Consider the following 26,422-nt stretch of genomic DNA (forward strand, 5'->3'; position numbering starts at 1 on the left):
GTGGGGCACGTCCCCGACCAGCCGCACCGGCAGCGCGGAGGTCAGCCGTCGCAGCCGACCACGCAACGGCCCGTCGCCGGCGACGACCAGACGCGCAGGGACACCGCGCCGCACCAACTCGGCGACGCACTCGACGGCGAGCTCAGGCCGCTTCTCCGGCGACAGCCGCGTCGCCAGGGCGAGCAGCACCTCACCCTGCGGTGCCCACCGATCGCGCAACGCCGCCGACGCCGCGGCCGGACGGAACACAGCAGCATCGACGCCGAGCGGTACCTGGTGCAGGTTGTCGATGGCGAGGCGATCGAACTCCTCCGCCGCCCACGGGGTCGTGCAGACGATCGCGTCGAACTGCTCGGCCAGCGCACGGTTGCTGCGGTCGGCCACACGGTCGACGGGGCCGTGCCCGTTCGTCCACTGCGCCATCAACCGGTCGAGCCGCTCGTGCGAAACGGCACACGATGGCACACCGTGCTCGCGCGCCCAGCCGCCGAGCGCACGCAGCGTGCCTCGATCGTGCACCTCGAGCCGCAGGGGGTCGAGTGCAGGCAGTTCCTGCGCGACGGCGCGTGCGCTCATCAGCCGGTAGCCGGTGCGCGGCACGAGGCGTCCGGGCAGTTCGATGCGTGCTCCCCACGGATGTGGAGTCACTGCACGAGCCGGCCCCGGCACGATCTGCACGACCTCGTGCCCGGCAGCGGCGTAGCCCGCGGCCAGCTGCCCCAGCACGGTGCGGATACCGCCGGAGCGCGGCCCGACGAACGTGGCCACCTGGACGATCGGGCGGCTCACGACGCCGCCGACAGCCGATCGCGCCGATCGATGACGTCGCGGTAGTGGCCGAGCAGTTCGTCGGTGATGCGTCCCCACGTGCGGTGGACGACCGACGGACGCGCCTGGGCGGCCATCGCCGCCAGCGTAGGCCGGTCGTCGCGCAGCGCGGCCACGATCGTCTCGAGGTGGGCCACGTCGTCGCCGCGCCAGAACCGTCCGGTTCGGCCGTCGGTCACCAGGTCGAGCGGTCCGCCGGACGCGGCTGCGACGACGGGGACGCCGGAGCACAGCGCCTCCTGCACCACCTGGCAGAACGTCTCGTCGGCGCCCGGGTGCACGAGCAGGTCGAGCGACGCCATCACCCGTGCGAGGTCACGCCCGACGAGCTGACCGGTGAAGGTGGCGTCCGGCATGAGTCGCTCGAGCGACGCCCGCGTCGGCCCGTCGCCCACCACCACGAGCTGCACGCCGGGCAGTCGGCTGACGCCTGCGAGCAGGTGAACCCGCTTCTCGGGCGCGAGCCGGCCGACGAAACCGACCACGAGCCGCCCGCCACCCACCGACGACCGCCAGTCGGCATCGGCGCGACGCGGCGTGAACAGCTGCGTGTCGACGCCCCGCCCCCAGCGCGCGAGCGGCCCGATGCCGTGCCGCGCCAACTGCTGCTGCGACGCGCTGGAAGGCACGAGGGTCAGGTCGGCCGCGTTGTGCAGCCGCCGCAGATGCGCCCAGACCCACGGCGTCGCCGGCGCCAGCCCGTAGCGGCGCGCGAAGGCGGCGAGATCGGTCTGGTAGACGGCGACGGTGGGCAGGCCGCACTCGTCGGCGGCCCTCACCGCGGCGGCCCCGAGCACGGCCGGCGAGGCCAGATGCACCACATCCGGACGAATGCGGTCGAACACCGGCGCCAGGTCGAGCAGCGGGCGGGCGACCGCGAGCTGGCGGTAACCCGGCAGCGTCATCGACGGCATGCGCACCACCCGGATGCGAGCGCCACAACGGCTGTTGTAGTCGGTGCCGCTCGGCGCGACCACGACGGGCGTGTGCCCGCGGCGGGCGAGGTTGTCGGCGGTCTGCAGGACGGAGTTCACGACGCCGTTGACGGCTGGGGTGAACGTCTCGGCGATCAAGGCGATGCGCACACCCCGACGGTCGCCAGTGCGAGCGTCCGGATGCCCATCTTGTCCCGGCGCGTCGTTGAACAACCGGTGATGGGCACGTGCGGTCCGTCGGCGGTTCACCGTCCGGAAAGCCGCGCGTCGCGATACGGTCGACTTCCCTCGAACCGAGAAGGACCACCGTGCAACCCCGCGAGCTGTTGTTCGACGCCGTCGTCGACCCGGGGCAGGTCTACCAGGTGCTCTCCGGTCGCTTCGACGTCGTCGCCGAGCAGCCTGCGTCCGGGCGCTGGACCTGTCTCGACACGGCCGACTGGCGGTTGCACCGCGCCGACATGGCGTTGCGCGACGCCCGCCGCGGCCGCGACGCCCACCTCCACCTCGACGCCCCGGACGAGACGCTCAGCGCACCGTCGCCGCGGAAGGCCTGGCCCGCGCGCCTCGACCGCCTGCCCGAGTCGCCGGTGCGCCGCCGCATCGAGCCGGCCGTCGGCGTGCGCGCCCTGCTGCCGCTGGTCGAGGTCGACGTCCAGTCGCTGGCCCTGCGCCTGCTCGACCGCGAACAGAAGACGCGGGTGCGGCTGCACATCGACCAGCAACGGCTGGCCGGGGCGTCCCCCGCGAGCCTGCCGCTGCGGGTCGTCGTCACGCCGCTGCGCGGGTACGAGCGCGACGCCGCGCGCTGCACGAACCTGTTGCGTGACGCCGTGCCCGCCACCGACCCGGGCACCTCGGCCGTCGTCGTCGCGCTGGCGAAGGCCGGCTTCGTCCCGGGTGAACTGCCGGCGAGCCCGATCACCCTCGACCCGGGCGCCCCGGCGGTCGTCTCGCTCGTCGCCGTGCTGACCCGGTGGCTCGACGTCGCCGAGCGGGCGCGCCCCGGCGTGCTCGCCGACCTCGACACCGAGTACGTCACCGACCTGCGCACCGTGCTGGCGGCGACGCGCTCCCTGCTCGCGCTCGGCGCGCACCTGCTGCCCGGGCACCAGCACGACTTCGCCGCCGACTTCGCCTGGCTCGAGCAGTGCGCCGCCACGGTGCACGACCTCGACCGCACCGTGCTCGAGCTCTCGGGCCACGGGCGCCTCGACCTCGCCGGGCTCGACGACGACGGCGATCCGCTCGCCGAGGCGCGCGCCGCACTCGCCCGGGCACGACGCCCGGCCTGGCGCGGGCTGCGCGACGCGCTGCTCTCCCCCCGCGCACGCGACCTGTTCGCCGAGTGGCGCCAGCTGCTGCGCGGCGTCGACGAACCCGACCTGCCCGGCGTCGACACGCACCGGTTCGCCGTCGCCCGGGCCACCGCCGTCCACGACCGCCTGGTCGCCGCTGCCGACGGTCTCGACTCCGGCGCGTCCGCCGAACGGCTGCACGAGCTCGCCGGCCTGACGCACGATCTCACCGTGCTGCTCGATGCCTACGCCTCGGTCGTGCCCCGGCCGCCGCACCGCGAGCTGCTGCGCTCGCTCGCCGGTGTGCGCCGCTGTCTCGACGACGTCGCCGAGGCGCGCATGCAGCGGCAGCAGCTCACCGCGCTCGCGGGCCGGCTGGTGATCCGGCACGCGCCGGTGGCCACGCTGCTCGCGCTCGGTGCCGCCCGCGACCGCATCGGCGCGCACGAAGCGTCCGCCCGCCTCGCCCTGCCGCTGCAGCTCCGGCGCCTCACCGGCGGGCCGATGCGCGAGCACCTCGCCGCCCTCGGCGCCGCCCCGTGAAGCGGCTCGCGCTCTACAACATCAAGGGCGGCGTCGGGAAGACCACGAGCGCCGTCAACCTTGCCTACCTCGCCGCGCGCGGCGGCGCCCGCACCCTGCTGTGGGACCTCGACCCCCAGGCGGCGGCCACCTACATCTTCCGGGTCAAGCCGAAGGTCAAGGGCGGTGGCGAGCGTGTGCTCAAGGACCCCAAGGCGGTCGCGGCCAACATCAAGGCCACCGACTTCGAGCACCTCGACCTGCTGCCGGCCGACTTCACCTACCGGCACATGGATCTGATGCTCGACGACGCCAAGCACTCGACCCGGCGGATCAACAGGGTGCTCGACGGCCTCGCCGACGACTACGACCTCGTCGTGCTCGACTGCCCGCCCAGCGTCTCGCTGGTGTCGGAGAACGTGCTGCGCGCCGCCGACACCGTGTTGAGCCCGCTGATCCCGACGACGCTGTCGATGCGCACCCTCGACCAGCTCACCGAGTTCATCGCCGGCACCAAACGGCGGCCGAGGCTGCTCGGCTTCTTCTCGATGGTCGACGCCCGCAAGAGCCTGCACCGCCAGATCGTCGCCGAACTGCCCCAGCGCCGCGGCGACGTCGCGCCGATCGTGATCCCGTCGCAGTCGCTCGTCGAGCAGATGGCCGTGCACCGCGCGCCGGTGCCGCACTACGCGCCCCGAAGCCTGGTCGCGCGCCGCTACGAACAACTGCTCGAGGTCGCCCTCGTGCCATGATGTCGATCAAGCGCAGCACCGGGGCGCGTGGGATCGACGTCGGAATGGGTAGCTTGCGATCGTGAGGGCCGCGTGAACAGCCACGGCGGGCCGCCGCACCACGGCGACCTCGCCGAGATCGTGCGCCAGTTCCCGAGCTTCATCGCGGTCTACGAGGGCGCCGACCTCCGGTGTGTGCTGGCCAACGACGCCGCCCTGGCCATCGTCGGCGACCGCGAGTTCGTCGGCCTGCCGCTGCGCGAGGCGCTGCCTGAGTTCGAGTCGCAGCGCATCGTCGACCTCGTCGAGCGGGTGCACGCCACCGGCGAGCCGGCCGAGGCCTCCGAGTGGCGGGTGCAGCTGCGGCACCCCGAGCTGCCCGAACCGGTCGAGATGTTCGCCAACTTCGCCGCCGCGCCGTGGCGCAACGCCGACGGCTCACTGCGCGGGGTGATCACCACCGGCAACGTGGTGACGGACATGGTGCGCGCGCGCCAGGCGGCCGACGCCCACGCCGCCGCGAGCGAGCGGCGCTACGCCCAGGCCCGGGCCGAGATCGGCGCGCTGCAGCGCGCGCTGCTGCCCGCCGGCGTGCCGGTGCTGCCGCGCACAACGGTGTCCGCGCGCTATCTCGTCGCCGCCAGCGAGCAGGCGGCCGGCGGCGACTGGTTCGAGGCCGTCCCCGTCGACGACCGGTGGCTGGCGCTCGTCGTCGGCGACGTCGTCGGCCACGGCCTCGAGGCGTCGGCCGCGATGGGTCAGCTGCGCGCCGTGCTGCTCGAACTGCTCGAGACGGGGCGCCCGCTCGACGAGATCGTCCGGCGCCTGGACGCGTTCGCGGGCCGGCACCGCAGCATGCGGGCCACGACGCTCTGCATCGCCCTGCTCGACCAGGTGTCGGGCGAGCTGCGCTACGTGACCCTGGCCCACCCGCCGCCGCTCGTGATCCGCCCGGAGGCTGACGCCGGCTACCTCGCGCCGACCGGCGGGGCGCCCCTCGGCACCGCGGCCGCCGACGAGCCGGTCACGGTCGGCACCGCGCGGCTCACCAGCGGCGACGTGCTCGTGCTGTTCACCGACGGCCTGGTCGAGCGCCCGGGCCGCACGCTCGCCGACGGCCACGACGAACTGCTGCACGTCGCGGTCGGCGCGGCCGAGAACCAGATGCTGCCCGCGGGCGCCCCGGGCTCGGCGGCCGAGCGCATCACCGACCAGACCGTCGAGGTGCTCACCCGCTCGGGCTACGCCGACGACGTCACGGTGCTCGCCGCCGAACTGCGCGCCGAACCGGTCGAGCCGGTCGAACTGCTGCTGCCGTCGTCACCCGACCAGCTCGCCCGCGCGCGGCGCGTGCTCGGCGAGTGGCTGTCGAGCCTCGGCGCCGACGGTGACACGGTCTACGAGGTGCAGCTCGCCGTCAGCGAGGCGCTGGCCAACGCGATCGAGCACGCCCACGGCCACGATCCCGACGACCCGACCTCCCCCGGCATCGACGCCCCGATCCGGCTCGACGTCACGCTGCGCCCGACGTCGGCGGTCCACTGCTGCGTCACCGACCAGGGACGCTGGACCGACCCGGTGCTCGGTGAGGCGACCCGCGGCCGCGGGCTGGCCCTGATCCGCGCGGTGAGCGACCGCCTCGACATCGAGCGCGCCGAGCACGGCACGACCGTCCAGTTCGAGCGGCACCTGTCACGTCCCGCCGCCGTCGACCCGGTCACCGGCTCGGGTCTCCCCCGCGCCGGGGACGTGCCGTTCACGGCGACGGTCGGCAGCGACTCGCTCGGCGGCACGCTGACCGTCAGCGGGCCGATCGATCTCGCGACCGTCGAGCGCTTCACCGCCGCCGTCCTCGGCGCGGCCCGCGGCGGCGAGGCACCGCTGACCCTCGACCTCGCGGGCGTCACCCATCTCGCCAGCACCGGCGTGCGCGCCCTGTACGAGATCGTGCGGGCGGGTGGCCGGCTGCGGCTGTGGGCGCCCGCCGGCACGCCCGCCCGACTCGTGATCGACCTCGTCGGCCTCGGGCACCTCGTGGCCGGCGCTGTCGACACCCGCTGAGACGCGGCCGGGTCAGCCCCTCGGCGCCAGCGCCACCAGTTCGTCGATCGCCGCACGCAGCGCGTCGGCCGCGACGTCGATCGACGGCTGCAGCGCGCGGTCGGCGGTGATGCCCCAGTAGAAGCCGTGGTTGTAGCTGAAGACGCCGACGTTGATGCCCTGATTGGCCGGGTTGAGCGGCACCACCGGGTGGGCGCCCAGCACCAGCGTCCCGTTGAAGTAGAGCGGCACCTGCGGGCCCGGGATGTTCGACACCACCAGGTTGTTCGGCACCCGGGCCGGTGCCGGCTCGCGACGCGGCAGCCCTGCGACCTTCGACAGGTTCGCCACCTTCGTCGGCACCTTCGGCAGGGCCGGCACCTTCGGCAGGCTCGGCGCGGACGAGATCGCCGAGGTCACCAGCGGGGGCACGAAGCCGATCGAGCTGACGATCAGCGCGCCGGCGATGACCTCGGCCGAGCCGCGCAGCCGACGGGTGCGCTCGTTGATCAGCTGGATGCGCCGCATCGGGTCGCGTTCGCGCACGGGCAGGTCGACGAAGACGATCGAGATGCGGTTGCCGCCCTCCTCGTCCGGACGACGCACGCTGACCGGGACGAGCGCGACGGGATCGCCGGCCAGCCCGGTCGGGTCGACGCCCGCGGCGGCCAGGTAGCGGTCGAGCATGCCGCACACGGCCGCCAGCACCGCGTCGTTCACCGTCCCGCCGGCCGCCTTGCCGACGCTGCGCAGCGGGGCGAACGGTGTCGCGCCCAGCGCGTAGCTGCGGTTGGCGGTGATGGTGCGGTTGAACGGCAGCATCGGCGCCGCTGCACGATTGCGCACCATGGCGGCCACGACATCGCGCGCGCGACGCAGGTCGCCCTCGACCGCGGTCGGTGCGCTGAGGTAGCGGTCGGCCGCGCCCCACAGCAACCGCGCCGGCCGCGTCGCGGAATTCGTCGCGAGCCGGGCGAGATAGCGGTGCAACGCCATCCCCGACCGTGCCTCGGACGCCGGGACGGCCTCGACGACGGGCGGGTGCGGCTCGGCGTCGAACAGCACCATGCCGATCCCGAGTGCGGCCAATCCGTCGACGAGCGCGTGATGCATCTTCAAGATCATCGCCGCGCGGCCGCCGTCGAGACCGCGGATCAGGTGGATCTCCCACGGCGAGCGCGAGCGATCGAGCCGTCGCGAGAATTCGCGCGCGACATAGTCGGCCAATTCCCGTTCGCCCGCGGGCGCGGGCAATGCACCGAGCCGCACGTGCATCCCGACCTCGAAGTTCTCGTCGGCCACCCACGAGTGGAACAGGAAGTCGTTCGGCTTCTGGGCGCGCACCGCGACGGTCGGTTCCTGCAGCCGCTGCCGGTAGCGCGGGACCAGGTGGATGCGTTCCATGATGCGGCGGCAGACCGCGTCGTAGTCGAGACCCGGGCCGTCCTCGAGCAGGACGACCGCGCCCATCGTCATGTTGACGGGGCCCTGTTCGGCCGTGATGGCCGAACGGTCGGCGGCGGACAGCGGCTGGCTCACGGGTGCTATGCAACCACGGGGCGGCGCGCGCGTCGCAACGGCCGTCGTGAATTCGTCCCGAAATGCAGCACCCGTCACTTTCCTGACCGATGCCGAAACGCAACCCCGGAAATCATGGGTGGTTGTGGTATCACTAACCCCATGGCGAAGAAGACAATCACGATCGTCGAGATGACCGATGACATCGACGGGACCAAGGCCGACCGCACGGTCGCTTTCACCTGGGATGGCAAGTCCTACGAGATCGATTTGAGCAAGAAGAACGCGAACGCTTTCGAGAAGGCGTTGGCGCCGTACCTGCAGGTGGCGCGTCCGGCGTCGGCGAAGTCGCGCGGGCCGGCCCGGCGCGGACGCAGCACCGGTGCCGCCAAGCACGATCTGCAGGCCGTGCGCGAATGGGCTCGGGCGAACGGGCACGAGGTGTCCGAGCGCGGCCGTATCGCGTCGTCGATCATCGACGCGTATCGCGCCGCGAACGCCTGACATTCCGTCATCGATCGGCCGCGCCTCAACAGGCGTAGCGATCATTTCGGCAGCGATTGTCGTCGGCGCCCGCCGCACAATTCCAGACGCACCGAGGCCCGGGCCGGACCCGCCAACACGGCGGTGACCGACCCGGGCCTCGGGATGTCTCAGTGCGCGAATGACCTCATCGCAGGTCGAACCGGTCGTTGTCCATGACCTTCACCCACGCCGTCACGAAATCGCGCACGAACTTCTCCTGCGCGTCGTCGGCGGCATAGACCTCGGCGAGCGCCCGCAGCTGCGAGTTCGAACCGAAGATCAGGTCGACCGCCGTCGCGGTGTACTTCACCGACCCGGACGCGAGGTCGCGGATCTCGAAGACGCCCTCGCTCGAGGCCGAGGCCTTCCACTCGGTGCCGCCGTCGAGCAGGTTGACGAAGAAGTCGTTCGTCAGCACACCCGGACGCTCGGTGAACACGCCGAGGTTGTCACGGGTCACCCCGAGCGCGCGCAGACCGCCGACGAGCACCGTCATGTCCGGCGCTGTCAGGTCGAGCATGTAGGCGCGGTCGACCAGGCGCGTCTCGGGCGAGACCTTGTCGCCTTCGCGGCCGACGTTGCGGAAGCCGTCGGCCTTCGGCTCGAGCACGGCGAACGACTCGACGTCGGTCTGGTCCTGCGAGGCGTCGGTGCGGCCGGGCGAGAACGGCACGGTCACCTCGACGCCACCGGCCCGCGCAGCCTGCTCGATCGCTGCGGCGCCGCCGAGCACGTACAGGTCGGCCAGCGACACCGTGAGGCCGGCGTCCTTCGCCTCCTGCTGCACCCGCTCGTACACCGGCAGCACCGTCGCGAGCTCGGCCGGGTTGTTGACGGCCCAGTTGCGCTGCGGCTCGAGGCGCAGCCGGCCGCCGTTGGCGCCACCGCGCTTGTCGGTCTTGCGGAAGCTCGACGCGGACGCCCACGCCGTGCTGACCAGCTGCTGGGTGGTCAGCCCCGACCCCAGCAGGCGCTGCTTGAGGTCGGCGACCTCGGCGTCGCCGAGCAGCGGCGTGGTCGCCGCCGGCACCGGGTCCTGCCAGAGCTGCGGCTCGGCCACCCACGGCCCGAGGTAGCGCGACAGCGGGCCCATGTCGCGGTGCAGCAGCTTGTACCAGGCCTTCGCGAACGCCAGGCCGAACTCGTCCGGGTGCTCGTAGAAGCGACGCGAGATCGGGCCGTAGATCGGGTCCTCACGCAGCGCGAGGTCGGTGGTCAGCATCGTCGGCTTGCGCTTCGGGCTGTCCGGGGTCGGGCCGGGGATGATCGCCTCGGCGTCCTTGGCCACCCACTGCCACGCGCCGGCCGGGCTCTTCTCGAGCTCCCACTCGTAGCGGAAGAGGTTCTCGAAGTAGCCGTTCGACCACTGCACCGGCGTCGTGGTCCAGGTGACCTCGAGCCCGCTGGTGATCGTGTCGGCACCCTTGCCGGTGCCGTACGTGTTCTTCCAGCCCAGACCCTGCGCCTCGATCGGGGCGCCCTCGGGCTCGGGGCCGACGTACTCGGCGGACGCGGCGCCGTGGGTCTTGCCGAAGGTGTGGCCACCGGCGATGAGGGCGACCGTCTCCTCGTCGTTCATGGCCATGCGGCCGAAGGTCTCGCGGATGTCGCGCGCGGCTTTGAGCGGGTCGGGCTCGCCGTTCGGGCCCTCGGGGTTGACGTAGATCAGGCCCATCTGCACGGCGCCGAGCGGGTTCGCGAGGTCGCGGTCACCGCTGTAGCGCTCGTCGCCGAGCCAGCTGTCCTCGGGGCCCCAGTAGATCTCGTCCGGCTCGAAGATGTCGGGGCGGCCGAAGCCGAAGCCGAAGGTCGGCAGGCCCATCGACTCGATCGCGACGTTGCCGGCGAAGACGAGCAGGTCGGCCCAGCTGACCTTGCTGCCGTACTTCTTCTTGACCGGCCAGAGCAGGCGGCGGGCCTTGTCGAGGTTGGCGTTGTCCGGCCAGCTGTTCAGCGGCGCGAAGCGCTGCGCGCCCTGGCCACCGCCACCGCGGCCGTCCTCGATGCGGTAGGTGCCGGCCGCGTGCCAGCTCATGCGGATGAACAGGCCGCCGTAGTGCCCGAAGTCGGCCGGCCACCAGTCCTGCGAGTCGGTCATGATCGCCATGACGTCGGCCTTGAGCTGCTCGACGTCGACCTCGGCGAAGGCCTGCTTGTAGTCGTACTCGGCGCCGTACGGGTCGGGCTTGTTCGGGTTCAGCGGCCGCAGGTCGAGCTGGTTGGGCCACCAGTCCTGGATCGTGCGCGGACGGGTCCCCTCCGGCTTCGGGGTGTCGATGACCGGGTTTTCGCTCTCGGACACGGGGTCCTCTCTCCTTCTCGCGCTTGCTCGGATGTTCGTTACTGACTGCAGCCGGGGCACCGGCCCCAGTAGATGACCTCGGCCTCGTCGATGACGAAGCCGTGGTCGTCGGCCGCGGTGAGACACGGAACCTCACCGACGGCGCAGTCGACGTCGGCGATGGACCCGCACGACCGGCACACCACGTGGTGGTGGTTGTCGCCGACGCGCGTCTCGTACCGGGCCACCGACCCGGTCGGCTGGATGCGACGGACGATGCCCGCCTCGGTGAGCGCCCGCAGCACGTCGTACACCGCCTGGACGCTCACGTCGCCGTGCTCGTCCCGCACGGCGGTGATCACCGAGTCGGTGTCGGCGTGCGGGCGGGCATGCAGCGCGGCCAACACGGCGAGCCGCGGCTGGGTCACCCGCAGGCCGGCGTCGCGGAGCTGACGCTCGAATCCCGACGTGCCGGCCATAGGGCCAGTCTTAGTCGGTTATCTGGAATGAATCAAGTCTCGGTGCGTCGCCGCGCGCGTCGCACCAGCGGACGGCCGAGCACCTCGCCGACGACGGACATCATCTGCGCCGGGGCGGTGCCCTTCTGGATGTACGCCGCGGCGCCCGCCTCGTGGGCCTGCTCGCCGAGCCGGTCGACCGTGAGACCCGAGACCATGACGACACGGCAGTGCGGCGCCTCGGCGCGGATGCGCGGCAGCGCCTCGAGCCCGGTCATCACGGGCATCGCGACGTCGAGCAGCACCAGGTCGGGCTGGGTGCGGCGCGCCGCCTCGATGCCGGCCAGCCCGTCGCCGGCCTGACCGACGACCTGGATCTGCTCGTAGCGCTCGAGCATGAGCACCCAGAGGGCGCGCACCTCGGGCGTGTCGTCGACCACGAGCACCCGGACGTCGCGGAGCGGGTCGTCGAGGTCGCGCGCACTCGCGAGCACGGCGGGCGCGGAGGACACCATGCGCCCACGATTCCCACTTCCGACCCGTTTCGCACAGGGGCGAACGACCCAAAGGCGGCGGGGTCCGGCCTCGGCTACGCTGACGCCTCCGCGGGTCGAGGGAGTGTCATGGGCACGGTCGTCACCGTCAACGTCGGACGCCCGGCACCGCTGGCCTCGACGGGCCGACCGGTGCTGTCGGCCATCGTCAAGACGCCCGTCGAGGGCCGGGTCGGCGTGCGCGGCGTCAACCTCGACGGCGACGACCAGGCCGACCGCAGCGTCCACGGCGGCCCGGACAAGGCCGTGTACGCGTACGCGAGCGAGGACACCGCCCGCTGGCAGGCGGAGCTCGGACGCGACCTGGGCGCGGCCCCGTTCGGCGAGAATTTGACGACGGCCGGCATCGACCTCTCCGCCGCCGTCATCGGCGAGCGGTGGCGCGTCGGCACGGCGGTGTTCGAGGTGTCGCAGCCGCGCACGCCCTGCTTCAAGCTCGCCGCGCGGCTCGGCGAGCCCGGCTTCGTCAAGACCTTCGCCCGGGCCGCCCGCCCCGGTGCGTACCTGCGCATCGTGACCGAGGGGGACGTGGGTGCCGGGGACGAGATCCGTCTCGAGCACCGGCCCGGCCACGGCGTCACCGTGCACACGGTCTTCCGCGCCATCCTGCTCGACCCGTCGCTCGCCGACGAGGCGCTGCGTGCACCGGAACTCGCCGCCCAGGTGCGTGACTGGCTGGCCGGGCGCGGCTGAGCGAGGTCGGCCCCCGCCTCAGCGGGCCGCGTGGTCCGACCGGCGCTGCACCTCGGCGCTGTGCGCGACGTGCGGCGCGGTGGTGCGCCGCAGCGACACCGCCGCCGCGCCGTCGGTCGCGGCGGGGGTCTCGCCGTCGTCGACGCGGACGATCTCGGTGCGGTCGCGGCCGGACCGCTTCGCAAGGTAGAGCGCACTGTCGGCGAGCCGCTCGAGCCGTTCGGGCGAGCCGGCGTGCAGCGGGAAGGTCGCCAGCCCGATGCTGGCGGTGATCCGCACGTCGACGCCCGGAACCGCGATCTCGGCGATCGCGGCGCGTACCTTCTCGGCGAGCTCGAGGGCGGCGTCGGACGACGTGTCCGGAAGGACGATGCAGAACTCCTCGCCCCCGTTCCGGCCGGCGAAGTCGGTGGCCCGCAGCGCCGAGCGGATCGCCGCGCCGACGTTGGCGAGGGCGAGGTCGCCGACGGCGTGACCGAAGGTGTCGTTGATCCGCTTGAAGTGGTCGATGTCGAGCATGAGCAGTGACAGGTCCGCATGCGTCCGCGTGGCCTGGGCGAACATGCGCTTGATCGTGTCGGCCACCGCCCGCTTGTTCGGCAGGCCGGTGAGTGAGTCGGTCGCCGCGCGGAACTCGGCGAGCGCGAGGTTGCGGAGGTTCGCGAGCACGGGCGCTGCCTGGGCGATCGAGTCGCGCAGTCGCCGCGCGTCCTGGTCGTCGTAGCGGGCGGCGCGATTGGTGAGCACCGAGCCGATCACCTCGCCGCCGACGGTGAGCGGCGTGCAGATGGCGTTGCCGTCGCATCCGGAGCAGACGGCACAGGCCATCAGTGCCTCACGGCCCTCGACCTCGCGATGCGCCTTGCCCGACCGGATGGCGAGGCAGGCGTCAGGCTCGGCGTTGCGCAGGCTGCGCACCAGGGGCGAGCCGGGTGGCAGCGCGGTCATCGCCTCGAGCCGGTCCGCGCTGTTGTTGCGGTTCAGCACCACGGCGGTGCTGTCGGGGATGCTGCGCTCGAGATAGCGCTGCAACAGGCGGCGCGTCTCGTCCTCGTCCTTGGCCAGCTGCAGCGTCTCGCCGAACTCGACCTGTTCCTGCGTCGGCTCGATGGCCCGGCGCAGGGCTCGGCGTCCCCACCAGGCGACGGCGACGGCACCCAGCGCGACGAGGCCGACCGCGATCGCGACGGTGACCGTCGTGTCGCCGGCGGACGCCGCCGTCTCGGCGCGTCCGGTGGCAGCGTCCTGCTGCTCCTTCGCGAGGAGCCGCCCGATCTCGTCGTCGAGGGGCTGGTACGCGGCGTCGAGCGAGCGCACCTCCGCCTCCACGAGTGCCTTGTCGGGTGTCGGACGCACCCCGTTGAGCACGACGCGCAACTGCCGCCAGTCCGTCGCGAAGTGCCGCACGCCGGCCTGCTCCGCCGCCGGGTCGCCGGCGTGCAGGGTGACCAGCCCCGCGACCCCGGTCTCGAGCTGCGGCAGCAGGTCGTCCTCGAGCGTTCCCAAGGCCGCTGCTGACGTGCTCGGGTCGTCGAAGAGGATGCTCTGTGCCGCGACGACCGCGTGGTCGAGCAACCGGCCAAGGTCGGCGGTCGCGACGCTGGTGGTCAGCTCGTCGGTGGCGATGTCGTTCGCCACGCGGGTGTTTGCCCGCACGCCGAACACCGCGGTGAGCCCCACAGCGGCCACGGCGGCGGTGAAGAGCAGACAGACCAGCGCGAGCCCGGCGGCCGCCCGCTGGGTGACCGTGCGCATGACGACCTCCGTCGGCTGGGCCCGACCGTCGTCGCGACCTTCACCGGACCATCGGCAGAGATCAACAGGACTGAAGCCGGCCGTCGCGTCCCTTCGAGCGTCGTGGCGGCGGCTTCTGTCCGCGCGCCGCCGTCGTTACGCTGCGTCCGACGAACGGTGTGGCCCGCGGAGGTGTGCGATGCGCCGGTTCCGACGCGTGGCGTCCCTCGGCCTGCTGACGCTGGCGCTCGGCGCTGCCGGTGCGTGCTCGAAGAGCCAGGTCGAGGCGCAACTGCCCGGCGTGGACGCGGCGTGGACGGCCGGGTGCACCGCGGCCGGCGTGGCCATCGGCGTGAACCGGCGCGAGCGCGAGGCCGAGATCGGCACCCTGCGCACCGCCGCCGACGTCGCCGGCATCGACACCGACTACAAGCAGTGGGTCGATCGCGCCGTGCAGCTGTTGCAGCTGGCCGAGCCGACGCGCGCACCGCTCGAGCTGCGTCGCGCCGTGAACTCGCCCTGCAAGGCGCACGGCCACTCGATCAGCGCCCTCAACACCGGTTGAACCGCCGGCCGGTCGGTACCGTCGTGGCATGGCCGGACGACCCAGCAAGACCTGCGCGTCGTGCGGTCGCCGCTTCGAATGGCGCAAGAAGTGGGAGCGTGACTGGGACGCCGTGCGCTACTGCAGCACGGCCTGCCGTCGCCGCGGCGTGACCGACGTCGACGCCGAACTCGAGGCGGCGTTGCGGGCAGCACTCCCCCGCCGCGGCGCCACGGCCGACCCGCAGGACGCCGCGCGCTCGGTCGGCGGCGAGGCCTGGCGCGATCTGCTCGAGCCGGCCCGCCGCGCCGCCCGCCGGCTCGTCGCCGCGGGCGAGGCGGAGGTCGTCGTCGCGGGCCGGGTCGTCGACCCCTCCACGGCGAAGGGCGACTGGCTGGTCCGCCGGCGCTGACCGACCGCCGGCGCCGGTGCCGCTCGGGCGGCGTCTACGCGACCGGCTCGAGCACGACGAGCGGGATCTCGCGCGACGTCCGTTTCTGGTAGCCGGCGTAGTTCTTGTACTTCTGCGTGATGAGCGGCCACATGCGGGCACGCTCCTCGGCGGACGCGATGCGGGCGTGCATGGGACGGGTCGCCTCGCCGACGACGCGCACCTGCACCGACGGGTTGTCGCGCAGGTTCAGGAACCAGGCCGGGTGGATGTCGTCACCGCCGCGCGACGCCACGACGACGTAGTTGTCGCCCTCGCGCAGCGGGCAGGTCAGCATCACCGACCGTGGTTGTCCGCTCTTGCGACCGATCGTGGTCAGCTCGAGCGACGGCATGCCGCCGAACTGTGCGCCGATCCGGTTCCCGGTCAGCTTCAGGGCGGCGCGATGCACCGCGTTCATCGTCTTCAACACCACGTCGCTCGGCATGGCCGCACTCTAGAACGTGGACGGGACCGGCGCACCGCGCGTCCGTTGCGGCGTGCGGGGGCACACGCATAGGTTCGCGGAAGATCCCCTCTCAACCTGTGCACGCGAAGGAACCCCATGAGCGACGAGCAGCACCTCCCCGGCGTCCGCGTCTCGGCCGACGGCCCCTACCTGGTGCGCGACACCCCGCTGGTACGTCGGCGCGAGGTGCACTCCGAGCACGGCGAGCCGCTGACGTGGCAGACGACCGACCGCATCGAGACCCGCGACGTGTACGCGCTGTGCCGTTGCGGGCACTCGGCCAACAAGCCGTTCTGCGACGGCACCCACAGCAGGATCGGCTTCGACGGCACCGAGACGGCGCCGACCACGACCTACGCCGAGCGGTCGAGCACGATGGAGGGCACCGGCATCACCGTCGCCGACGACCGCTCGCTGTGTGAGCACGCCGGCTTCTGCGGCAACCGCCTCACCAACGTCTGGGACATGATGGACGGCTCGGCGACCGACGACACGACGGTGCGCGCCCAGGTGATGGCAATGGTCGAGCGCTGCCCGTCCGGCGCACTGACCTATCGCCTCACACCGGACGGCGAGGACGTCGAGCCCGACCTGCGTCCGGCCGTCGGCGTCGTCGAGGACGGGCCGCTGTGGGTCACCGGCGGCGTGCGGATCGAGCGCAGCGACGGCACCGTGCTCGAGACGCGCAACCGGGTCACCCTGTGCCGCTGCGGCGCGTCGAAGAACAAGCCGCTCTGCGACGGCAGCCACAAGGACGTCGGTTTCACCGACCGCCCCGCCTGAGGCACACCACCGCTACGCCGTCGGACGTGCCTCCGCGCCCGTGCGACGCTGCTCGGCGCGCTCGAGCAGGGCGACCGCGGCCGGCCTGAGGTCCCCTCGTGCCGCCGCGGCACGGAACTCGGCCATGATGTCGTCGCCGACGGCATCAGCACGGTCGAGCGCGCGGTCGAGCACTGCGGCCGGCAGCCGTTCGACGAGGGTGTTGCCTTCGTCCCACGCCTTCGTCGAGACGACGTCGCGCACCAGCGCGTCGATCCGCTCGTCCGGCAGCGCGTCGATGACGCCGTCGATCAGGTCGAGCGGCACGGCGGTCACCACGGCGGCGACGCGCTCCGGGTCGAGCTCGGCCACCAGCTGGGCGATCGTGTCCGACGGGATCCGTCCGACGAGGTCGGCCGCCTTGGCCGGATGCAGCCGCTCGATCAACCGGCCGGCGTCCTGCCAACGCTCGCTGGCCACGATGTCGCGCACCAGGTCGGCGATGGTGGTGTCCGACAGGTTGTCGACGACCTCGTCGATGGCGTCGTTCCACTCGAGCAGCGGCACGATCGTCAGCAGATCGTGTGCGGTGGCCACGTCGAGGGCGGCCCGGATCGACGCGGCGGGCGCGAAGCCCACGAAGCGGGCCGTGGCGGCGTACTCCTGACGGTCGAACAGGGCGCGGACCACCTCGCCGACGGTCTCCGGCCGGATCGCGGCCACGACCGGCCCCAGCCGCTCGGGTTCCAGTTCGGTCGCGAAGCGCACGAGCGCGTCGATGGGCACCCGCCCGACGAGGTCGGCGGCCTTGGCCGGATGCAACCGCTCGATGAGCCGCCCGGCGTCCTGCCAGCGCTCGCTGGCCACGATGTCGCGGACCAGTTCGGCGACCTTGGCGTCCGGCAGTCGGTCGACGACCTCGTCGATCGTTTGGTTCCAGACGAGCAGCGGCACGATGGTCAGCAGGTCGTCGGCCGTCGCGACGTCGAGCGCCGCCTCGAGCGCGTCGCGGTTCACGGTGCCGGCGAACTCGGCCATCGCTGCGTACTCGCCGCGTGCGAACAGTTCGCGGGCCACCGGACCGATGTGCTGGGCCGGGATCGCACGCACCACCGGCTCCGACCGGGTCGGGTTCAGCGCGAGGGTCAGGTCGGCGAGGTACCGCACCGACACCTTGCTGACCAATTCCCGTGCCTTGGCCGGCTCGAGCATCTCGGCGCAGCGCGCGCCGAGTGTCGGTGGGAGGAAGCGCTCGGCCAGCTTGCCGACCATCGCGCCGGGCAGGGCCTTCGACAGTCCGGCGATGCGGGCGAAGCGCTGCTCGTAGCGGGCGAAGATCGCCGCACTGATCGCGTCGTGCAGCCGGCGCAGCTCGTCGTCGGCGAGGTGGTCGAGACCGTGCACCTCGTGCGCCTCGACGCCGAGCAGGCGCGCGATGCGTCCGATCTGCGGGCTGCTCATCCGAGCAGCGCCTTGCGCACGACACCGCGCACCGGCAGCGGCACGCCGTCGACCGCGGTCTGCGTCGCCTCCGCGATCCGCGCCGCCTGGGTGTGTCGGGCCGCTTCGATCTGGTCGGCGAGCCGATCGCGCGTCGCGTCCGGGAGTGCCTCGATGGACGTCGGCAGGTCGCCGCGAAGCAGTTCCGACAAGCGGTCCACGTGCACCCCATCCAATCGTTGCCATTGACCGATGGCACAGTCAATCGTCGGCGCGCCGAGGGTGCAAGTCGGATGACGCGCGCCTGTGCTTCGAAATCTCTTTCAAGATCTTCTCGGGTGGCGCCATTTTTCGAACGTTCCTGTCAGAGGGTCGTCCTAGCCTTCGGGCATGACCAGCGACGGGCGGCTGCCGAGAGGTGCGGACGAGGCGACGCTCGGCAGCGCGCTCGGCGCGCTGCTCGAGCCGCTGGATCTCGGGTCGGTCGACGACCCAGACCTCGTCGAGCTGATCGTGCTCGAGTCCAGGCAGCTCGCGCATGCGCAGTCTCGGGTGTGGGCGGCCATGGCCGAGCTCGCACGGCGCGATCCGATGCCGCTGCACGGCAAGGAACCGCTGCGGCCCGACCAACTGCTCGAGCTGGCCGCCGACGAGATCCGCGCCGCCCTGATGCTGAGCCGAGCCGCCGCTCGGGTCGAGATCGAGACGGCAGCGGTGCTCGCCGAGCTGCCCACCGTCGCCGAGGCGCTGCGCACCGGACGGATCGACCGACGTCGCGCGATGGTCTACGCCCAGCACTGCTGGGATCTCGCACCCAAGCACGCGGCCGAGGTCGTCGACGCCACCCCCGGCGATGCGCACCGGGTGACCGCGACGGGTCTGATCGATCGGGTCAGGCGGGCCGGCGATGGAGGCCGACCCCGGGTGGGCCGAACGCCGCTACCGCAACGCACTGCGCGACCGGAAGGTCGTCGCCTACTTGGCCGACGACGGGTCGGCGGTCGTGGTCGCCTCCGGGCTGCCTGCCGACCAGACCGCCGCCGCCTACGCGAACCTCGATGCAGTTGCCCGCGCTGCGAAACGTGCCGGTGCTGACGCGTCCATGGACCGGCTGCGCGCCGACCTCTTCGTCGGCCTGCTCGACCAGCGCTGGAACGGCTGGACTCGCGAGCAGCTCGTCGCCGAACTCGTCGCCCTGCACCCCAGACGCCGGGACTCGAGGCCGGCAGCGATGCGGGTGCCGAAGCCGCGCGGGCGGACGCGGGCCACGACCGGCGCCCCGTCAATGTCGATCCTGACAGCGTCGACTCTGACAGCGTCGAACCTGACAGCGTCGAACCTGACGCCCCCTCGGCCGGGGAACCGAGCGGCGGAACCACGGCTGCGGCGACCGGCGTCGGTGTGACGGCGTGCGTCGAGGACGCGGACGACCCGTCGTCGCCATGCGAGGACGACGCGTGTGGGCACGGGCACCTCGGTCAGCATGGGCAGCACGGTGCCCAGCGTCCAGGTGACCCGCCTCCGTCGGCGCCGGACGTCGGACCGCCTCGCCCACCGGTGCCCCGGCCTCGGACGGGGGTGCACGTGATGATCGGGCTGGGCACACTGCTCGGGCTCGACGACCGACCCGGCGAGGTCGCCGGGTGGGGCGTGGTGCCGGCCTCGGTGGCGCGCGCGATCGTCGCGGCGCAGCAGCGCTGCGAGTGGCGCTTCGGCGTGCACGACGACGCCGGGTGGTTGCTGTTCGACGGCATCACCCGGCGCCGCGCCATGCCCGCCGGCGCCGACCGCTGCGACGACGCAGCGACGCGCGTGGACGGGGTGGTCGAGATCCACCTGCCGTCGCAGTGGCTCACCCACGCCGTCGATCGACGCGGACTGCTCGAGGGTGTCGATCCGCGATGGCGGGCGCTGCTCGCCGATCTCGCCGCGCAGTTCGCCGCCGACCGGCGGATCGCGCAGGACCCAGGAGCCCGCTTCCCGGGCCGCCCGCTGCGGCGGCGGACCCAGACGGTGTTCCGGTGGTGCATCTTCCCCGGCTGCCGGCGTCCGGCTCTGCAGTGCCAGATCGACCACCTGAAGGACTCCGCGAAGGGCGGTGCGACCGTCGAGGAGAACCTCGCGCCGGGCTGCGCGCACGACCACAGCCTCAAGACCGAACGCGGCTGGCGGTTGGTGCGCACCGGCCCGCGCACGTACTGCTGGATCAGCCCCCACGGACGGCGTCATCACGTCGACGTGCCACGCCTCGTGCTGCCGGCCGTCACCCCGCTGCCAGGGAAGCTCCGCGCCCCGGTCGACGACGGCGAGCCACCACCGTTCTGACGCCGAGACCATCGGCGGTGATGAAGGTGGACTGTCAGGCGTCGCCGCCTGTCCCGCCGATGCGCACGGCCGACCAGTCGAGGCCGTCGAGGTTGACGACGATCGCCTCCTGCGTCGTGCGCGCGATCACCACCACCGCCTCGAGCTCGGGATCCGGGTTCTCCTCGCGGTGCGGCACGTACGGCGGCACGAAGATGTAGTCGCCGGGGCCGGTGTCCACCCGCCGCTCGACCGGCTCGTCGCCGTCCACGTCGAGGAAGACGAAGCTCGGGTGCCCCGACACGATGTAGATCGCCGTCTCGGACGCGCCGTGGTGGTGGTTCGCCGACGACGTGGACGCCGCGACGTGGGTCTGACCCATCCAGAGATGCTTGGCCCCGACCGTCTTGCCACTGATCGCCTCGCGCCGGGTCATCCCCGAGGTCTGCGTGGTGTCGCCGACGAGCTCGTCCCCGCCGATGCGGAACAGCCGTCGGTGGAACGGGTCGATGTCGCCGGGGACGAGCACGCCGCTGGGTGTGCGGACGAGATCGTTGCGGTCGTCGCCGGACGCGGGGACATGCAACACGGGCATCGGTCAGGCTCCCTGCGATGTGCCGAGGTATTCGCGCGCCATTGCGCGAAGTCGGGCGTGCGTGCCGTACAGATCGGTGCCGCCCGGCAGGAACGCCTTCCGCACCTTGGCCACCGAGGTGTAGTTGGTGTCGGAGACGTTGGCCAGCGGCGACTCGACGGCCTGCGAGAGCAGCTGGTAGGTGTCCAGCTCGGACATGCCCGTGCTCGCCGCCACCCACTGCACCAGGTCGAGCTGCGCGATGCGGAACGCGTCCTCGAGCGGGCGCGCCGACCCGGTCGACATGAGGTGGTCGTCCGACTCGAGCCGCGGCCACGGCGTCGGCACGCCCTTGATCAGGTCGACGATCACGACGCTGTTCATCGCCGTCTCGACCGCGACGCCGCACGTCTCGCCCTCCCCCTGGCGCGCGTGGCCGTCACCGATGCTGACCAGGCCACCCTCGACGTTCACGCCGAGGTAGCAGGTGACGCCGGCCCGCATCTCCGGGGTGTCCATGTTGCCGCCGTGGGCATCCGGCACCAGCGCCGACCGCACCTCGAGGTTGGCCGGCGCGACGCCGACGGTGCCATGCATCGGGTCCATCGGCAGGTCGACGTGGACGTCGCTGTCCGCAGCATGAAAGCGGCACAGGCGCGCGGCGCGGTCGAGGTCCCAGATCCACACCCGCTCGGGCAACGGTGGCTGCAGCGTCGCGGTCGTGTGCGTCGAGGTGAGCGCGCCGAACAGCGGCACCGTAGTCGACGCGCCCCAGTCGCGCGCCGGCTCGATCGACACGAAGTGCACCGCGACGGTGTCGCCGGGCTCGGCGCCCTCGACGTAGAACGGACCGGTCTGCGGGTTCAGGAACGGGACCTCGCACACCTCGCTGACCAGGTCGCTGGTGGTGCGCACGCGGCCGGCGAAGCAGTCCTCGGTGAAGAGCTCGAGCACGGTGCCCGGCGTGATCCGCGCGAGCGGTGCCGCGCCGCCGAACGTCCACACGAACGACTCGGGCGACGGGTGGAACGAACGCACCTCGAGATCGCTGCTCATCGGCCCATCCTGCAGCGTGCGGCGGCGAGCGGCTGATCAGGGCCCCGGTCCCGACGAGGGATCAGCCGGCCGTGGCGGGACCGGGGCGCCTGGTGCGGCGCAGCGCGGGTCGGTGCGTCCGAGGGGGACATCGGACGCTGGGAACGGCCCCGCTGCGGGCATGATCAGGATCCGGGCTGCGCGGGTCACCGGCCAACGGTCCTTCGTCCCGTCGATCGAGGACCTTCATGCTGTCTTCGCGGATCATCCCCGGGAGCTGACGCAGGCGGGGACCCCCGCGTCCCCCGCGGATCGTCAGGCGCCCCCGCCCACTTGTCACGACTGTGCCGAAAGTTCCGCGAAGCCAGCGTCAAGCATCCGACACGCAGCGTGACAACCCGCCAGATGTCGTCCGGCCGCGGACGCCACTACCCTCTCGCTGTGTCGGAGGTGCGGGTGCCGGGTGACGTGCTCGTCCACCTCCGCCGCGCGCGCGACCACCTCGACCGCCACTTCGCCGAGCCCACCGACCTCGACGCGCTCGCCGCGATCGCGCGGCTGAGCAAGTACCACTTCCTGCGCAGCTTCGCGCGGGTGTACGGCCGCACGCCCGCCGCGTATCTCGGCGAGCGACGCATCGAGCGGGCGCAGGACCTGCTGCGCACCACCAACCTCACGGTCACCGAGGTGTGCCACGCCGTCGGCTACTCGTCGCTCGGCTCGTTCAGCGCGAGGTTCACCGAGCTCACGGGCGAGACCCCGAGCGCCTTCCAGCGGCGCTACCTCTCGCTCGGCACGCCGATGATCCCGGGCTGCTACGTCTTCATGGCGGGCCTCGTCGAGCTCCGCAATCCAGGAGAAGCACCTCGACGCCCGTGACCCCTACGGTTCCAGGCATGATCACCAACGTCAGTCTGGTCTCCGTGTTCGTCAAGGACCTCGACGAGTCACTCGCCTTCTACACCGACGTCCTCGGCTTCGAGCCGCGGGACGACATCCGGCTCGGCCCCGACTACCGCTGGGTCACCGTCGGTCATCCCAGCCAGCCGGAGCTCATCCTGCACCTGGCCATCCCCGGCCCGCCGATGTCGGACGATCTGGTGCAGGCGATGCAGCGGGCGCAGGCGGCGGGCGGTCTGCCCGGGGTCGGGCTGCACGTCGACGACTGCCGCAAGACCTTCGAGGAGTTCAGCGCCAAGGGGGTGGAGTTCCTGCAGGAGCCGGCCGACCGCCCGTACGGCGTCGAGGCCCTGATGCGCGACAACTCCGGCAACTGGATGGTGCTCGTCGAACCGCGGGCGTACACGCCGGCCGACTTCGACGGCGCGTCCTTCGACTGATCAGTCGACGACGCCGGTGAACCCCGCGGCGGCGATGCCGGCGAGCGCCGCGGCCTCGTCGTTGTCGGACACGTCGCCGGAGACGCCGACGGCGCCGAGCAGGGTGCCGTCGCCGTCCTTGACCAGCACGCCCCCGGGCGCCGGGATGAGCGCGCCGACCGCGTGCGTGGCCGCGGCGATGAACGGCGGCGACTGCTCGGCCCGCGCCATGAGGGCGCGCGATCCCATGCCGAAGGCGATCGCGCCGTGCGCCTTGGCGTGCGCGATCTCGAACCGCTTGGTGCTCGACCCGTCCTGGCGCTCGACGGCGACGACGTGGCCGCCGGCGTCGAGCACCACGACGGTGAGCGGCTTGTAGCCGGCGTCGTGGCCGGCGGCGAAGGCGCCGGCGATGATCGCGCGGGCTGCGGCGAGTGTGACGGTCATGAGGCGGCTCCGTTGAGGCGGGACTTCAGGGCGCGACGGCGGCGGTGCAGGATCGGCTCGGTGTAGCCCGAGGGTTGCGACAGGCCTTCCAGCACCAGCTCGCGCGCGGCGGCGAACGCCTCACCGTCGTACGACGGGCCCATCGGCCGGTAGCCCGGCCCGGCGTTCTGCGCGTCGACCACGTCGGCCATGCGACGCAGCGCCGCCTCGACCTCCGCCTCGCTGACGACGCCGTGGGTCAGCCAGTTGGCGACGTGCTGGGCCGAGATGCGGCAGGTGGCGCGGTCCTCCATGAGCGCGACGCCGTGGATGTCCGGCACCTTCGAGCAGCCGACACCGTCGTCGACCCAGCGCTTCACGTAGCCGAGGATGCCCTGCAGGTTGTTCTCGAGCTCGGCGGTCCGGTCGGCGTCGGTCCATGCCGTACGCTCGCCGGCCGTCGCGAACGGGATCGTCAGCAGCTCCTCGAGCGTCGAGCGCCGACCGCCGGCCAGCTCGCGCTGGCGCGCCGCGACGTCGACGCGGTGGTAGTGCACGGCGTGCAGGGTCGCCGCCGTCGGCGACGGCACCCACGCGCACGAGGCGCCGGCGCGCGGGTGGCCGATCTTCTGCTCGAGCATCGCCGCCATCGCGTCCGGCATCGGCCACATGCCCTTGCCGATCTGGGCGCGTCCCTGCAGCCCGCAGGCCAGCCCGATGTCGACGTTCTGGTCCTCGTAGGCGGCGATCCACGCCGTCGACCGCATGTCGGCCTTCCGCACCATCGCGTCGCCGCGCATCGAGGTGTGCAGTTCGTCGCCGGTGCGGTCGAGGAAGCCGGTGTTGATGAACGCGATCCGATCGCGTGCGGCGTGGATGCAGGCCTTCAGGTTGGCCGACGTCCGCCGCTCCTCGTCCATGATCCCGAGCTTGATGGTGGCGCGGGGCAGGCCGAGCAACTCCTCCACCGCCGCGAAGAGGTCGTCGGTGAACGCGACCTCGTCCGGCCCGTGCATCTTCGGCTTCACCGCGTACATCGAGCCGGCGCGCGAGTTGCGCAGCGAGCCGCGTCCCTGCAGGTCGACCAAGCTGCCGAGCGCCGTCATGATCGCGTCGAGGATGCCCTCGGGCACCGGTTCGCCGCGCCACCGCACGGCATCGGTCGTCATCAGGTGGCCGACCTGCCGGACGAACAGCAGCGACCGGCCGGGCAGCTCGAACGGGCCGTCCGGCCCTTCGTACCGCCGATCGGGGTGCAGGCGGCGGGTGAAGGTCGAGCCGTCCTTGTCGACCGGCGCGCTGAGCGTGCCCTGGTTCAGCTGCAGCCAGTTGCGGTATCCGGCGACCTTGTCCTCGGCGTCGACGGCGGCCACCGAGTCCTCGAGGTCCATGATCGTCGAGACCGCGGCCTCGAGCAGCAGGTCCTTCACGCCGGCGGCGTCGTCGCGGCCGATCGGGTCGGCGCGGTCGAGCTGGATCTCGACATGCAGCCCGTGGTGCACGAGCAGGACGGCCTCGGGATCCGCGGCGTCACCACGGTGACCGACGTACTGCCGCGGGTCGGCCAGCGTCGTCGTGGTGTCACCGAGCGCGACCGTGAGCGCGGAACCGTCGATGGCGTAGGCGGTCGCGTCGCGATGGCTGCCGACGGCGAGCGGGAAGTGCTCGTCCAGGAACGCCCGCGCCCACGCGATCACCGCGGCGCCTCGACGTGCGTTGTACGACCCGCCCCGCTCGCGGCCCTCGGTCTCCGGGATCACGTCCGTGCCGTAGAGCGCGTCGTAGAGCGAACCCCACCTGGCGTTGGCGGCGTTGATCGCGAACCGCGCGTTGAGCAGTGGGACGACGAGTTGCGGGCCGGCCTGCACGGCGACCTCGGCGTCGACGTGCTCCGTGCCGATCCGGAAGTCGGCCGGCTCGTCGACGAGGTACCCGATCCGGCGCAGCATCGCCATGTACGCCGCCTGGTCGCGTACCGGCCCCGGGTTGGCGAGATGCCAGTCGTCCAGCGTCGTCTGCAGCCCGTCGCGCCGCGCCAGCAGCGCTCGGTTCCGCGGCGTGAAGTCGGCGATGATCCGCTCGACGCCGTGCCAGAAGGCGGCCTCGTCGAGCCCTGATCCGGGCAACGCCTCGTCGCGGACGAAGTCCTGCAGCGTGGTGGCGACGGCGAGGTCGCCCTGCGATCGATACTCGGTCACCGACCCAGCTTGCCTCACCATGGACCGCGGCATGTCAGGGTGCCGCCGTCGATCACATCGCTTCCTTGATGCCGCGGCGGATCAACCACACGTTCATCGGCCACGCCGTCGCGAACCCGATGACCATGCCGACCTGCATGAGGAACCAGTAGACGGGCGAGTCGGGGTGCAGGTGGTGCGGCGCGGGGAAGAAGACCAGCGACATCAGGGCCATCCAGCCGAACAGGCCGACCTCGAAGGCGGTGAGCGACAGGATGTCGGCCTTCGCCGCCGCGATGAGGCCGTCGCGCACGCCGAGGCCTCGCATCGGGGCGATCGCGAAGAACTGGAAGACAAGCCCGAGTGCCACCGCGAGCACGTAGTCGCCGATGTACTCGGCCAGCAGCGCCTGGCCGGCGATGGTGAGGCCGAGCCCGAAGACGGCGAACTCGGCGATGATGTCGCCGAGCGTGCAGCCGGCGCCGCAGTGGCTGACGCCGGTGGCCACGGACGCCCAGCGCGGCGCCTCGGGTGGTTCGTCGCGTCCGTGCGCCCGCAGCCACCGACGGCTCCGGGTGCGCCCGAACCGCCAGTAGCCCCAGACCGCGGCGGGGCCGAGGTAGAGGGCGGTCACCGGCCACACCGCCTCCATCACCCGCATGGGCTGGCGGTGACGGGCGACCCAGATGTCGGCGGCGATGACGGCGAGGCAGGCGAACGCGAGCGCGAGCGCCGCCCACGCGACGACGGTCAGCCAGGTCGACGGCATGTCACCCCTCGGCCGGCGCCGGTGCGCGCAGCGCGGCCAGCACCTGCTGGTGGGTG

Annotated in this window: 28 protein-coding genes; 12 read left to right on the top strand and 16 right to left on the bottom strand. The window is 72.4% G+C overall.

Annotated features, from left to right (window positions below; all coding sequences use genetic code 11):
- Both ACTHMS_RS17490 and ACTHMS_RS17495 read right to left on the bottom strand, forming a co-directional pair.
- The coding region (locus ACTHMS_RS17490) for a glycosyltransferase (RefSeq protein WP_440307938.1) at window positions 1-789 on the bottom strand (789 nt) is incomplete at its 3' end.
- On the bottom strand, window positions 786-1,913 hold the full coding sequence (locus ACTHMS_RS17495; RefSeq protein ID WP_440307939.1) for a glycosyltransferase family 4 protein: 1,128 nt from the start codon (window positions 1,911-1,913) through the stop codon (window positions 786-788). The genes ACTHMS_RS17490 and ACTHMS_RS17495, both read right to left, overlap by 4 nt.
- Before the next feature lie 158 nt (window positions 1,914-2,071).
- On the opposite strand from ACTHMS_RS17495, the gene ACTHMS_RS17500 reads away from it, so the two are divergent.
- The 3 genes from ACTHMS_RS17500 to ACTHMS_RS17510 all read left to right on the top strand — a co-directional run bounded on the left by ACTHMS_RS17500 (window position 2,072) and on the right by ACTHMS_RS17510 (window position 6,375).
- Window positions 2,072-3,604 carry a CHAD domain-containing protein gene (locus ACTHMS_RS17500; protein ID WP_440307940.1) on the top strand — a complete coding sequence of 511 codons (1,533 nt, stop codon included), beginning with the start codon at window positions 2,072-2,074 and terminating at the stop codon, window positions 3,602-3,604.
- On the top strand, window positions 3,601-4,335 hold the full coding sequence (locus tag ACTHMS_RS17505) for a ParA family protein (protein ID WP_440307941.1): 735 nt from the start codon (window positions 3,601-3,603) through the stop codon (window positions 4,333-4,335). Before ACTHMS_RS17500 ends, ACTHMS_RS17505 begins: the two co-directional genes overlap by 4 nt.
- A gap of 72 nt (window positions 4,336-4,407) precedes the next feature.
- Window positions 4,408-6,375 (top strand): SpoIIE family protein phosphatase, encoded by a 1,968-nt coding sequence (locus ACTHMS_RS17510; protein ID WP_440307942.1) that lies wholly within the window; start codon window positions 4,408-4,410, stop codon window positions 6,373-6,375.
- 12 nt (window positions 6,376-6,387) lie between these two features.
- Here ACTHMS_RS17510 and ACTHMS_RS17515 read toward each other — a convergent pair whose 3' ends face one another.
- Window positions 6,388-7,893, bottom strand: a complete 1,506-nt coding sequence (locus ACTHMS_RS17515) for a wax ester/triacylglycerol synthase family O-acyltransferase (protein WP_440307943.1) — start codon at window positions 7,891-7,893, stop codon at window positions 6,388-6,390.
- Between the two features lie 141 nt (window positions 7,894-8,034).
- On the opposite strand from ACTHMS_RS17515, the gene ACTHMS_RS17520 reads away from it, so the two are divergent.
- Entirely contained in the window at window positions 8,035-8,376 is a 342-nt protein-coding gene (locus ACTHMS_RS17520) for a histone-like nucleoid-structuring protein Lsr2 (RefSeq protein ID WP_440307944.1), read from the top strand.
- A gap of 166 nt (window positions 8,377-8,542) precedes the next feature.
- Here the strand turns inward: ACTHMS_RS17520 and katG are convergent, their stop codons facing one another.
- The 3 genes from katG to ACTHMS_RS17535 are packed head-to-tail and all read right to left on the bottom strand — an operon-like array spanning window position 8,543 to window position 11,651.
- Entirely contained in the window at window positions 8,543-10,750 is a 2,208-nt protein-coding gene (gene katG, locus ACTHMS_RS17525) for a catalase/peroxidase HPI (RefSeq protein WP_440307963.1), read from the bottom strand.
- A complete protein-coding gene (locus ACTHMS_RS17530; protein WP_440307945.1) occupies window positions 10,738-11,157 on the bottom strand; it encodes a Fur family transcriptional regulator in 420 nt (139 codons plus the stop codon). The genes katG and ACTHMS_RS17530 overlap by 13 nt, the downstream gene beginning before the upstream one ends.
- A gap of 32 nt (window positions 11,158-11,189) precedes the next feature.
- On the bottom strand, window positions 11,190-11,651 hold the full coding sequence (locus ACTHMS_RS17535) for a response regulator (protein WP_440307946.1): 462 nt from the start codon (window positions 11,649-11,651) through the stop codon (window positions 11,190-11,192).
- 108 nt (window positions 11,652-11,759) lie between these two features.
- Between ACTHMS_RS17535 and ACTHMS_RS17540 the strand changes: the two genes are divergently transcribed.
- A complete protein-coding gene (locus ACTHMS_RS17540) occupies window positions 11,760-12,383 on the top strand; it encodes an MOSC domain-containing protein (RefSeq protein ID WP_440307947.1) in 624 nt (207 codons plus the stop codon).
- Between the two features lie 18 nt (window positions 12,384-12,401).
- On the opposite strand, the gene ACTHMS_RS17545 is transcribed toward ACTHMS_RS17540, so the two are convergent.
- Window positions 12,402-14,138, bottom strand: a complete 1,737-nt coding sequence (locus ACTHMS_RS17545) for a diguanylate cyclase (protein ID WP_440307948.1) — start codon at window positions 14,136-14,138, stop codon at window positions 12,402-12,404.
- Between the two features lie 178 nt (window positions 14,139-14,316).
- Here ACTHMS_RS17545 and ACTHMS_RS17550 point away from each other — a divergent pair, with 178 nt between their 5' ends.
- Window positions 14,317-14,682, top strand: a complete 366-nt coding sequence (locus ACTHMS_RS17550; protein ID WP_440307949.1) for a hypothetical protein — start codon at window positions 14,317-14,319, stop codon at window positions 14,680-14,682.
- A gap of 28 nt (window positions 14,683-14,710) precedes the next feature.
- Window positions 14,711-15,073 carry a DUF2256 domain-containing protein gene (locus tag ACTHMS_RS17555; RefSeq protein WP_440307950.1) on the top strand — a complete coding sequence of 121 codons (363 nt, stop codon included), beginning with the start codon at window positions 14,711-14,713 and terminating at the stop codon, window positions 15,071-15,073.
- A 34-nt stretch (window positions 15,074-15,107) separates the two neighbouring features.
- Here ACTHMS_RS17555 and ACTHMS_RS17560 read toward each other — a convergent pair whose 3' ends face one another.
- The gene (locus tag ACTHMS_RS17560; RefSeq protein ID WP_440307951.1) at window positions 15,108-15,539 is read right to left on the bottom strand and encodes a nitroreductase family deazaflavin-dependent oxidoreductase; all 432 of its coding nucleotides are present in this window, start codon (window positions 15,537-15,539) and stop codon (window positions 15,108-15,110) included.
- Between the two features lie 117 nt (window positions 15,540-15,656).
- Here ACTHMS_RS17560 and ACTHMS_RS17565 point away from each other — a divergent pair, with 117 nt between their 5' ends.
- Window positions 15,657-16,343 carry a CDGSH iron-sulfur domain-containing protein gene (locus tag ACTHMS_RS17565; RefSeq protein ID WP_440307952.1) on the top strand — a complete coding sequence of 229 codons (687 nt, stop codon included), beginning with the start codon at window positions 15,657-15,659 and terminating at the stop codon, window positions 16,341-16,343.
- 12 nt (window positions 16,344-16,355) lie between these two features.
- On the opposite strand, the gene ACTHMS_RS17570 is transcribed toward ACTHMS_RS17565, so the two are convergent.
- From ACTHMS_RS17570 to ACTHMS_RS17580, 3 genes are read right to left on the bottom strand one after another with little or no spacing between them, the layout of a single operon-like run.
- Window positions 16,356-17,783 (bottom strand): magnesium transporter MgtE N-terminal domain-containing protein, encoded by a 1,428-nt coding sequence (locus ACTHMS_RS17570; protein WP_440307953.1) that lies wholly within the window; start codon window positions 17,781-17,783, stop codon window positions 16,356-16,358.
- Window positions 17,780-17,983: a hypothetical protein gene (locus ACTHMS_RS17575; protein ID WP_440307954.1), complete on the bottom strand. Its 204-nt coding sequence runs from the start codon at window positions 17,981-17,983 to the stop codon at window positions 17,780-17,782. Before ACTHMS_RS17575 ends, ACTHMS_RS17570 begins: the two co-directional genes overlap by 4 nt.
- A gap of 40 nt (window positions 17,984-18,023) precedes the next feature.
- Window positions 18,024-18,623 carry a hypothetical protein gene (locus tag ACTHMS_RS17580; protein WP_440307955.1) on the bottom strand — a complete coding sequence of 200 codons (600 nt, stop codon included), beginning with the start codon at window positions 18,621-18,623 and terminating at the stop codon, window positions 18,024-18,026.
- 46 nt (window positions 18,624-18,669) lie between these two features.
- Between ACTHMS_RS17580 and ACTHMS_RS17585 the strand changes: the two genes are divergently transcribed.
- A complete protein-coding gene (locus tag ACTHMS_RS17585) occupies window positions 18,670-19,167 on the top strand; it encodes a hypothetical protein (protein ID WP_440307956.1) in 498 nt (165 codons plus the stop codon).
- A gap of 182 nt (window positions 19,168-19,349) precedes the next feature.
- The gene (locus ACTHMS_RS17590; RefSeq protein ID WP_440307957.1) at window positions 19,350-20,087 is read left to right on the top strand and encodes an HNH endonuclease signature motif containing protein; all 738 of its coding nucleotides are present in this window, start codon (window positions 19,350-19,352) and stop codon (window positions 20,085-20,087) included.
- A gap of 34 nt (window positions 20,088-20,121) precedes the next feature.
- On the opposite strand, the gene ACTHMS_RS17595 is transcribed toward ACTHMS_RS17590, so the two are convergent.
- The gene (locus tag ACTHMS_RS17595) at window positions 20,122-20,661 is read right to left on the bottom strand and encodes a cupin domain-containing protein (RefSeq protein WP_440307958.1); all 540 of its coding nucleotides are present in this window, start codon (window positions 20,659-20,661) and stop codon (window positions 20,122-20,124) included.
- A gap of 3 nt (window positions 20,662-20,664) precedes the next feature.
- Window positions 20,665-21,696, bottom strand: coding sequence for an acetamidase/formamidase family protein (locus ACTHMS_RS17600; RefSeq protein WP_440307959.1), 1,032 nt, complete (start codon window positions 21,694-21,696; stop codon window positions 20,665-20,667).
- A 384-nt stretch (window positions 21,697-22,080) separates the two neighbouring features.
- Between ACTHMS_RS17600 and ACTHMS_RS17605 the strand changes: the two genes are divergently transcribed.
- Both ACTHMS_RS17605 and ACTHMS_RS17610 read left to right on the top strand, forming a co-directional pair.
- Window positions 22,081-22,554, top strand: coding sequence for a helix-turn-helix domain-containing protein (locus tag ACTHMS_RS17605; protein WP_440307964.1), 474 nt, complete (start codon window positions 22,081-22,083; stop codon window positions 22,552-22,554).
- A gap of 17 nt (window positions 22,555-22,571) precedes the next feature.
- A complete protein-coding gene (locus ACTHMS_RS17610) occupies window positions 22,572-23,015 on the top strand; it encodes a VOC family protein (protein WP_440307960.1) in 444 nt (147 codons plus the stop codon).
- Here the strand turns inward: ACTHMS_RS17610 and ACTHMS_RS17615 are convergent, their stop codons facing one another.
- Genes ACTHMS_RS17615 through ACTHMS_RS17625 form a run of 3 tightly spaced genes read right to left on the bottom strand, consistent with a single transcriptional unit; the run spans window position 23,016 to window position 26,366 of the window.
- A complete protein-coding gene (locus tag ACTHMS_RS17615; RefSeq protein WP_440307961.1) occupies window positions 23,016-23,441 on the bottom strand; it encodes a GlcG/HbpS family heme-binding protein in 426 nt (141 codons plus the stop codon).
- Window positions 23,438-25,618, bottom strand: a complete 2,181-nt coding sequence (locus ACTHMS_RS17620) for a malate synthase G (RefSeq protein WP_440307962.1) — start codon at window positions 25,616-25,618, stop codon at window positions 23,438-23,440. Before ACTHMS_RS17620 ends, ACTHMS_RS17615 begins: the two co-directional genes overlap by 4 nt.
- Window positions 25,619-25,670: 52 nt before the next feature.
- On the bottom strand, window positions 25,671-26,366 hold the full coding sequence (locus ACTHMS_RS17625; RefSeq protein WP_440307965.1) for a DUF4396 domain-containing protein: 696 nt from the start codon (window positions 26,364-26,366) through the stop codon (window positions 25,671-25,673).
- Window positions 26,367-26,422: the final 56 nt, after the last annotated feature.

It is taken from the genome of Jatrophihabitans sp., from assembly GCF_051960575.1.
Classification (GTDB): domain Bacteria; phylum Actinomycetota; class Actinomycetes; order Mycobacteriales; family Jatrophihabitantaceae; genus JBQCEE01.

Coding starts and splice junctions, on each gene's coding strand:
- ACTHMS_RS17520 (WP_440307944.1), top strand. CDS start 8,035: ATGGCGAAGAAGACAATCACGATCGTCGAGATGACCGATGACATCGAC.
- ACTHMS_RS17530 (WP_440307945.1), bottom strand. CDS start 11,157: ATGGCCGGCACGTCGGGATTCGAGCGTCAGCTCCGCGACGCCGGCCTG.
- ACTHMS_RS17535 (WP_440307946.1), bottom strand. CDS start 11,651: ATGGTGTCCTCCGCGCCCGCCGTGCTCGCGAGTGCGCGCGACCTCGAC.
- ACTHMS_RS17540 (WP_440307947.1), top strand. CDS start 11,760: ATGGGCACGGTCGTCACCGTCAACGTCGGACGCCCGGCACCGCTGGCC.
- ACTHMS_RS17545 (WP_440307948.1), bottom strand. CDS start 14,138: ATGCGCACGGTCACCCAGCGGGCGGCCGCCGGGCTCGCGCTGGTCTGT.
- ACTHMS_RS17550 (WP_440307949.1), top strand. CDS start 14,317: ATGCGCCGGTTCCGACGCGTGGCGTCCCTCGGCCTGCTGACGCTGGCG.
- ACTHMS_RS17555 (WP_440307950.1), top strand. CDS start 14,711: ATGGCCGGACGACCCAGCAAGACCTGCGCGTCGTGCGGTCGCCGCTTC.
- ACTHMS_RS17560 (WP_440307951.1), bottom strand. CDS start 15,539: ATGCCGAGCGACGTGGTGTTGAAGACGATGAACGCGGTGCATCGCGCC.
- ACTHMS_RS17565 (WP_440307952.1), top strand. CDS start 15,657: ATGAGCGACGAGCAGCACCTCCCCGGCGTCCGCGTCTCGGCCGACGGC.
- ACTHMS_RS17570 (WP_440307953.1), bottom strand. CDS start 17,783: ATGAGCAGCCCGCAGATCGGACGCATCGCGCGCCTGCTCGGCGTCGAG.
- ACTHMS_RS17585 (WP_440307956.1), top strand. CDS start 18,670: ATGGAGGCCGACCCCGGGTGGGCCGAACGCCGCTACCGCAACGCACTG.
- ACTHMS_RS17590 (WP_440307957.1), top strand. CDS start 19,350: ATGATCGGGCTGGGCACACTGCTCGGGCTCGACGACCGACCCGGCGAG.
- ACTHMS_RS17595 (WP_440307958.1), bottom strand. CDS start 20,661: ATGCCCGTGTTGCATGTCCCCGCGTCCGGCGACGACCGCAACGATCTC.
- ACTHMS_RS17600 (WP_440307959.1), bottom strand. CDS start 21,696: ATGAGCAGCGATCTCGAGGTGCGTTCGTTCCACCCGTCGCCCGAGTCG.
- ACTHMS_RS17605 (WP_440307964.1), top strand. CDS start 22,081: ATGTCGTCCGGCCGCGGACGCCACTACCCTCTCGCTGTGTCGGAGGTG.
- ACTHMS_RS17610 (WP_440307960.1), top strand. CDS start 22,572: ATGATCACCAACGTCAGTCTGGTCTCCGTGTTCGTCAAGGACCTCGAC.
- ACTHMS_RS17615 (WP_440307961.1), bottom strand. CDS start 23,441: ATGACCGTCACACTCGCCGCAGCCCGCGCGATCATCGCCGGCGCCTTC.
- ACTHMS_RS17625 (WP_440307965.1), bottom strand. CDS start 26,366: ATGCCGTCGACCTGGCTGACCGTCGTCGCGTGGGCGGCGCTCGCGCTC.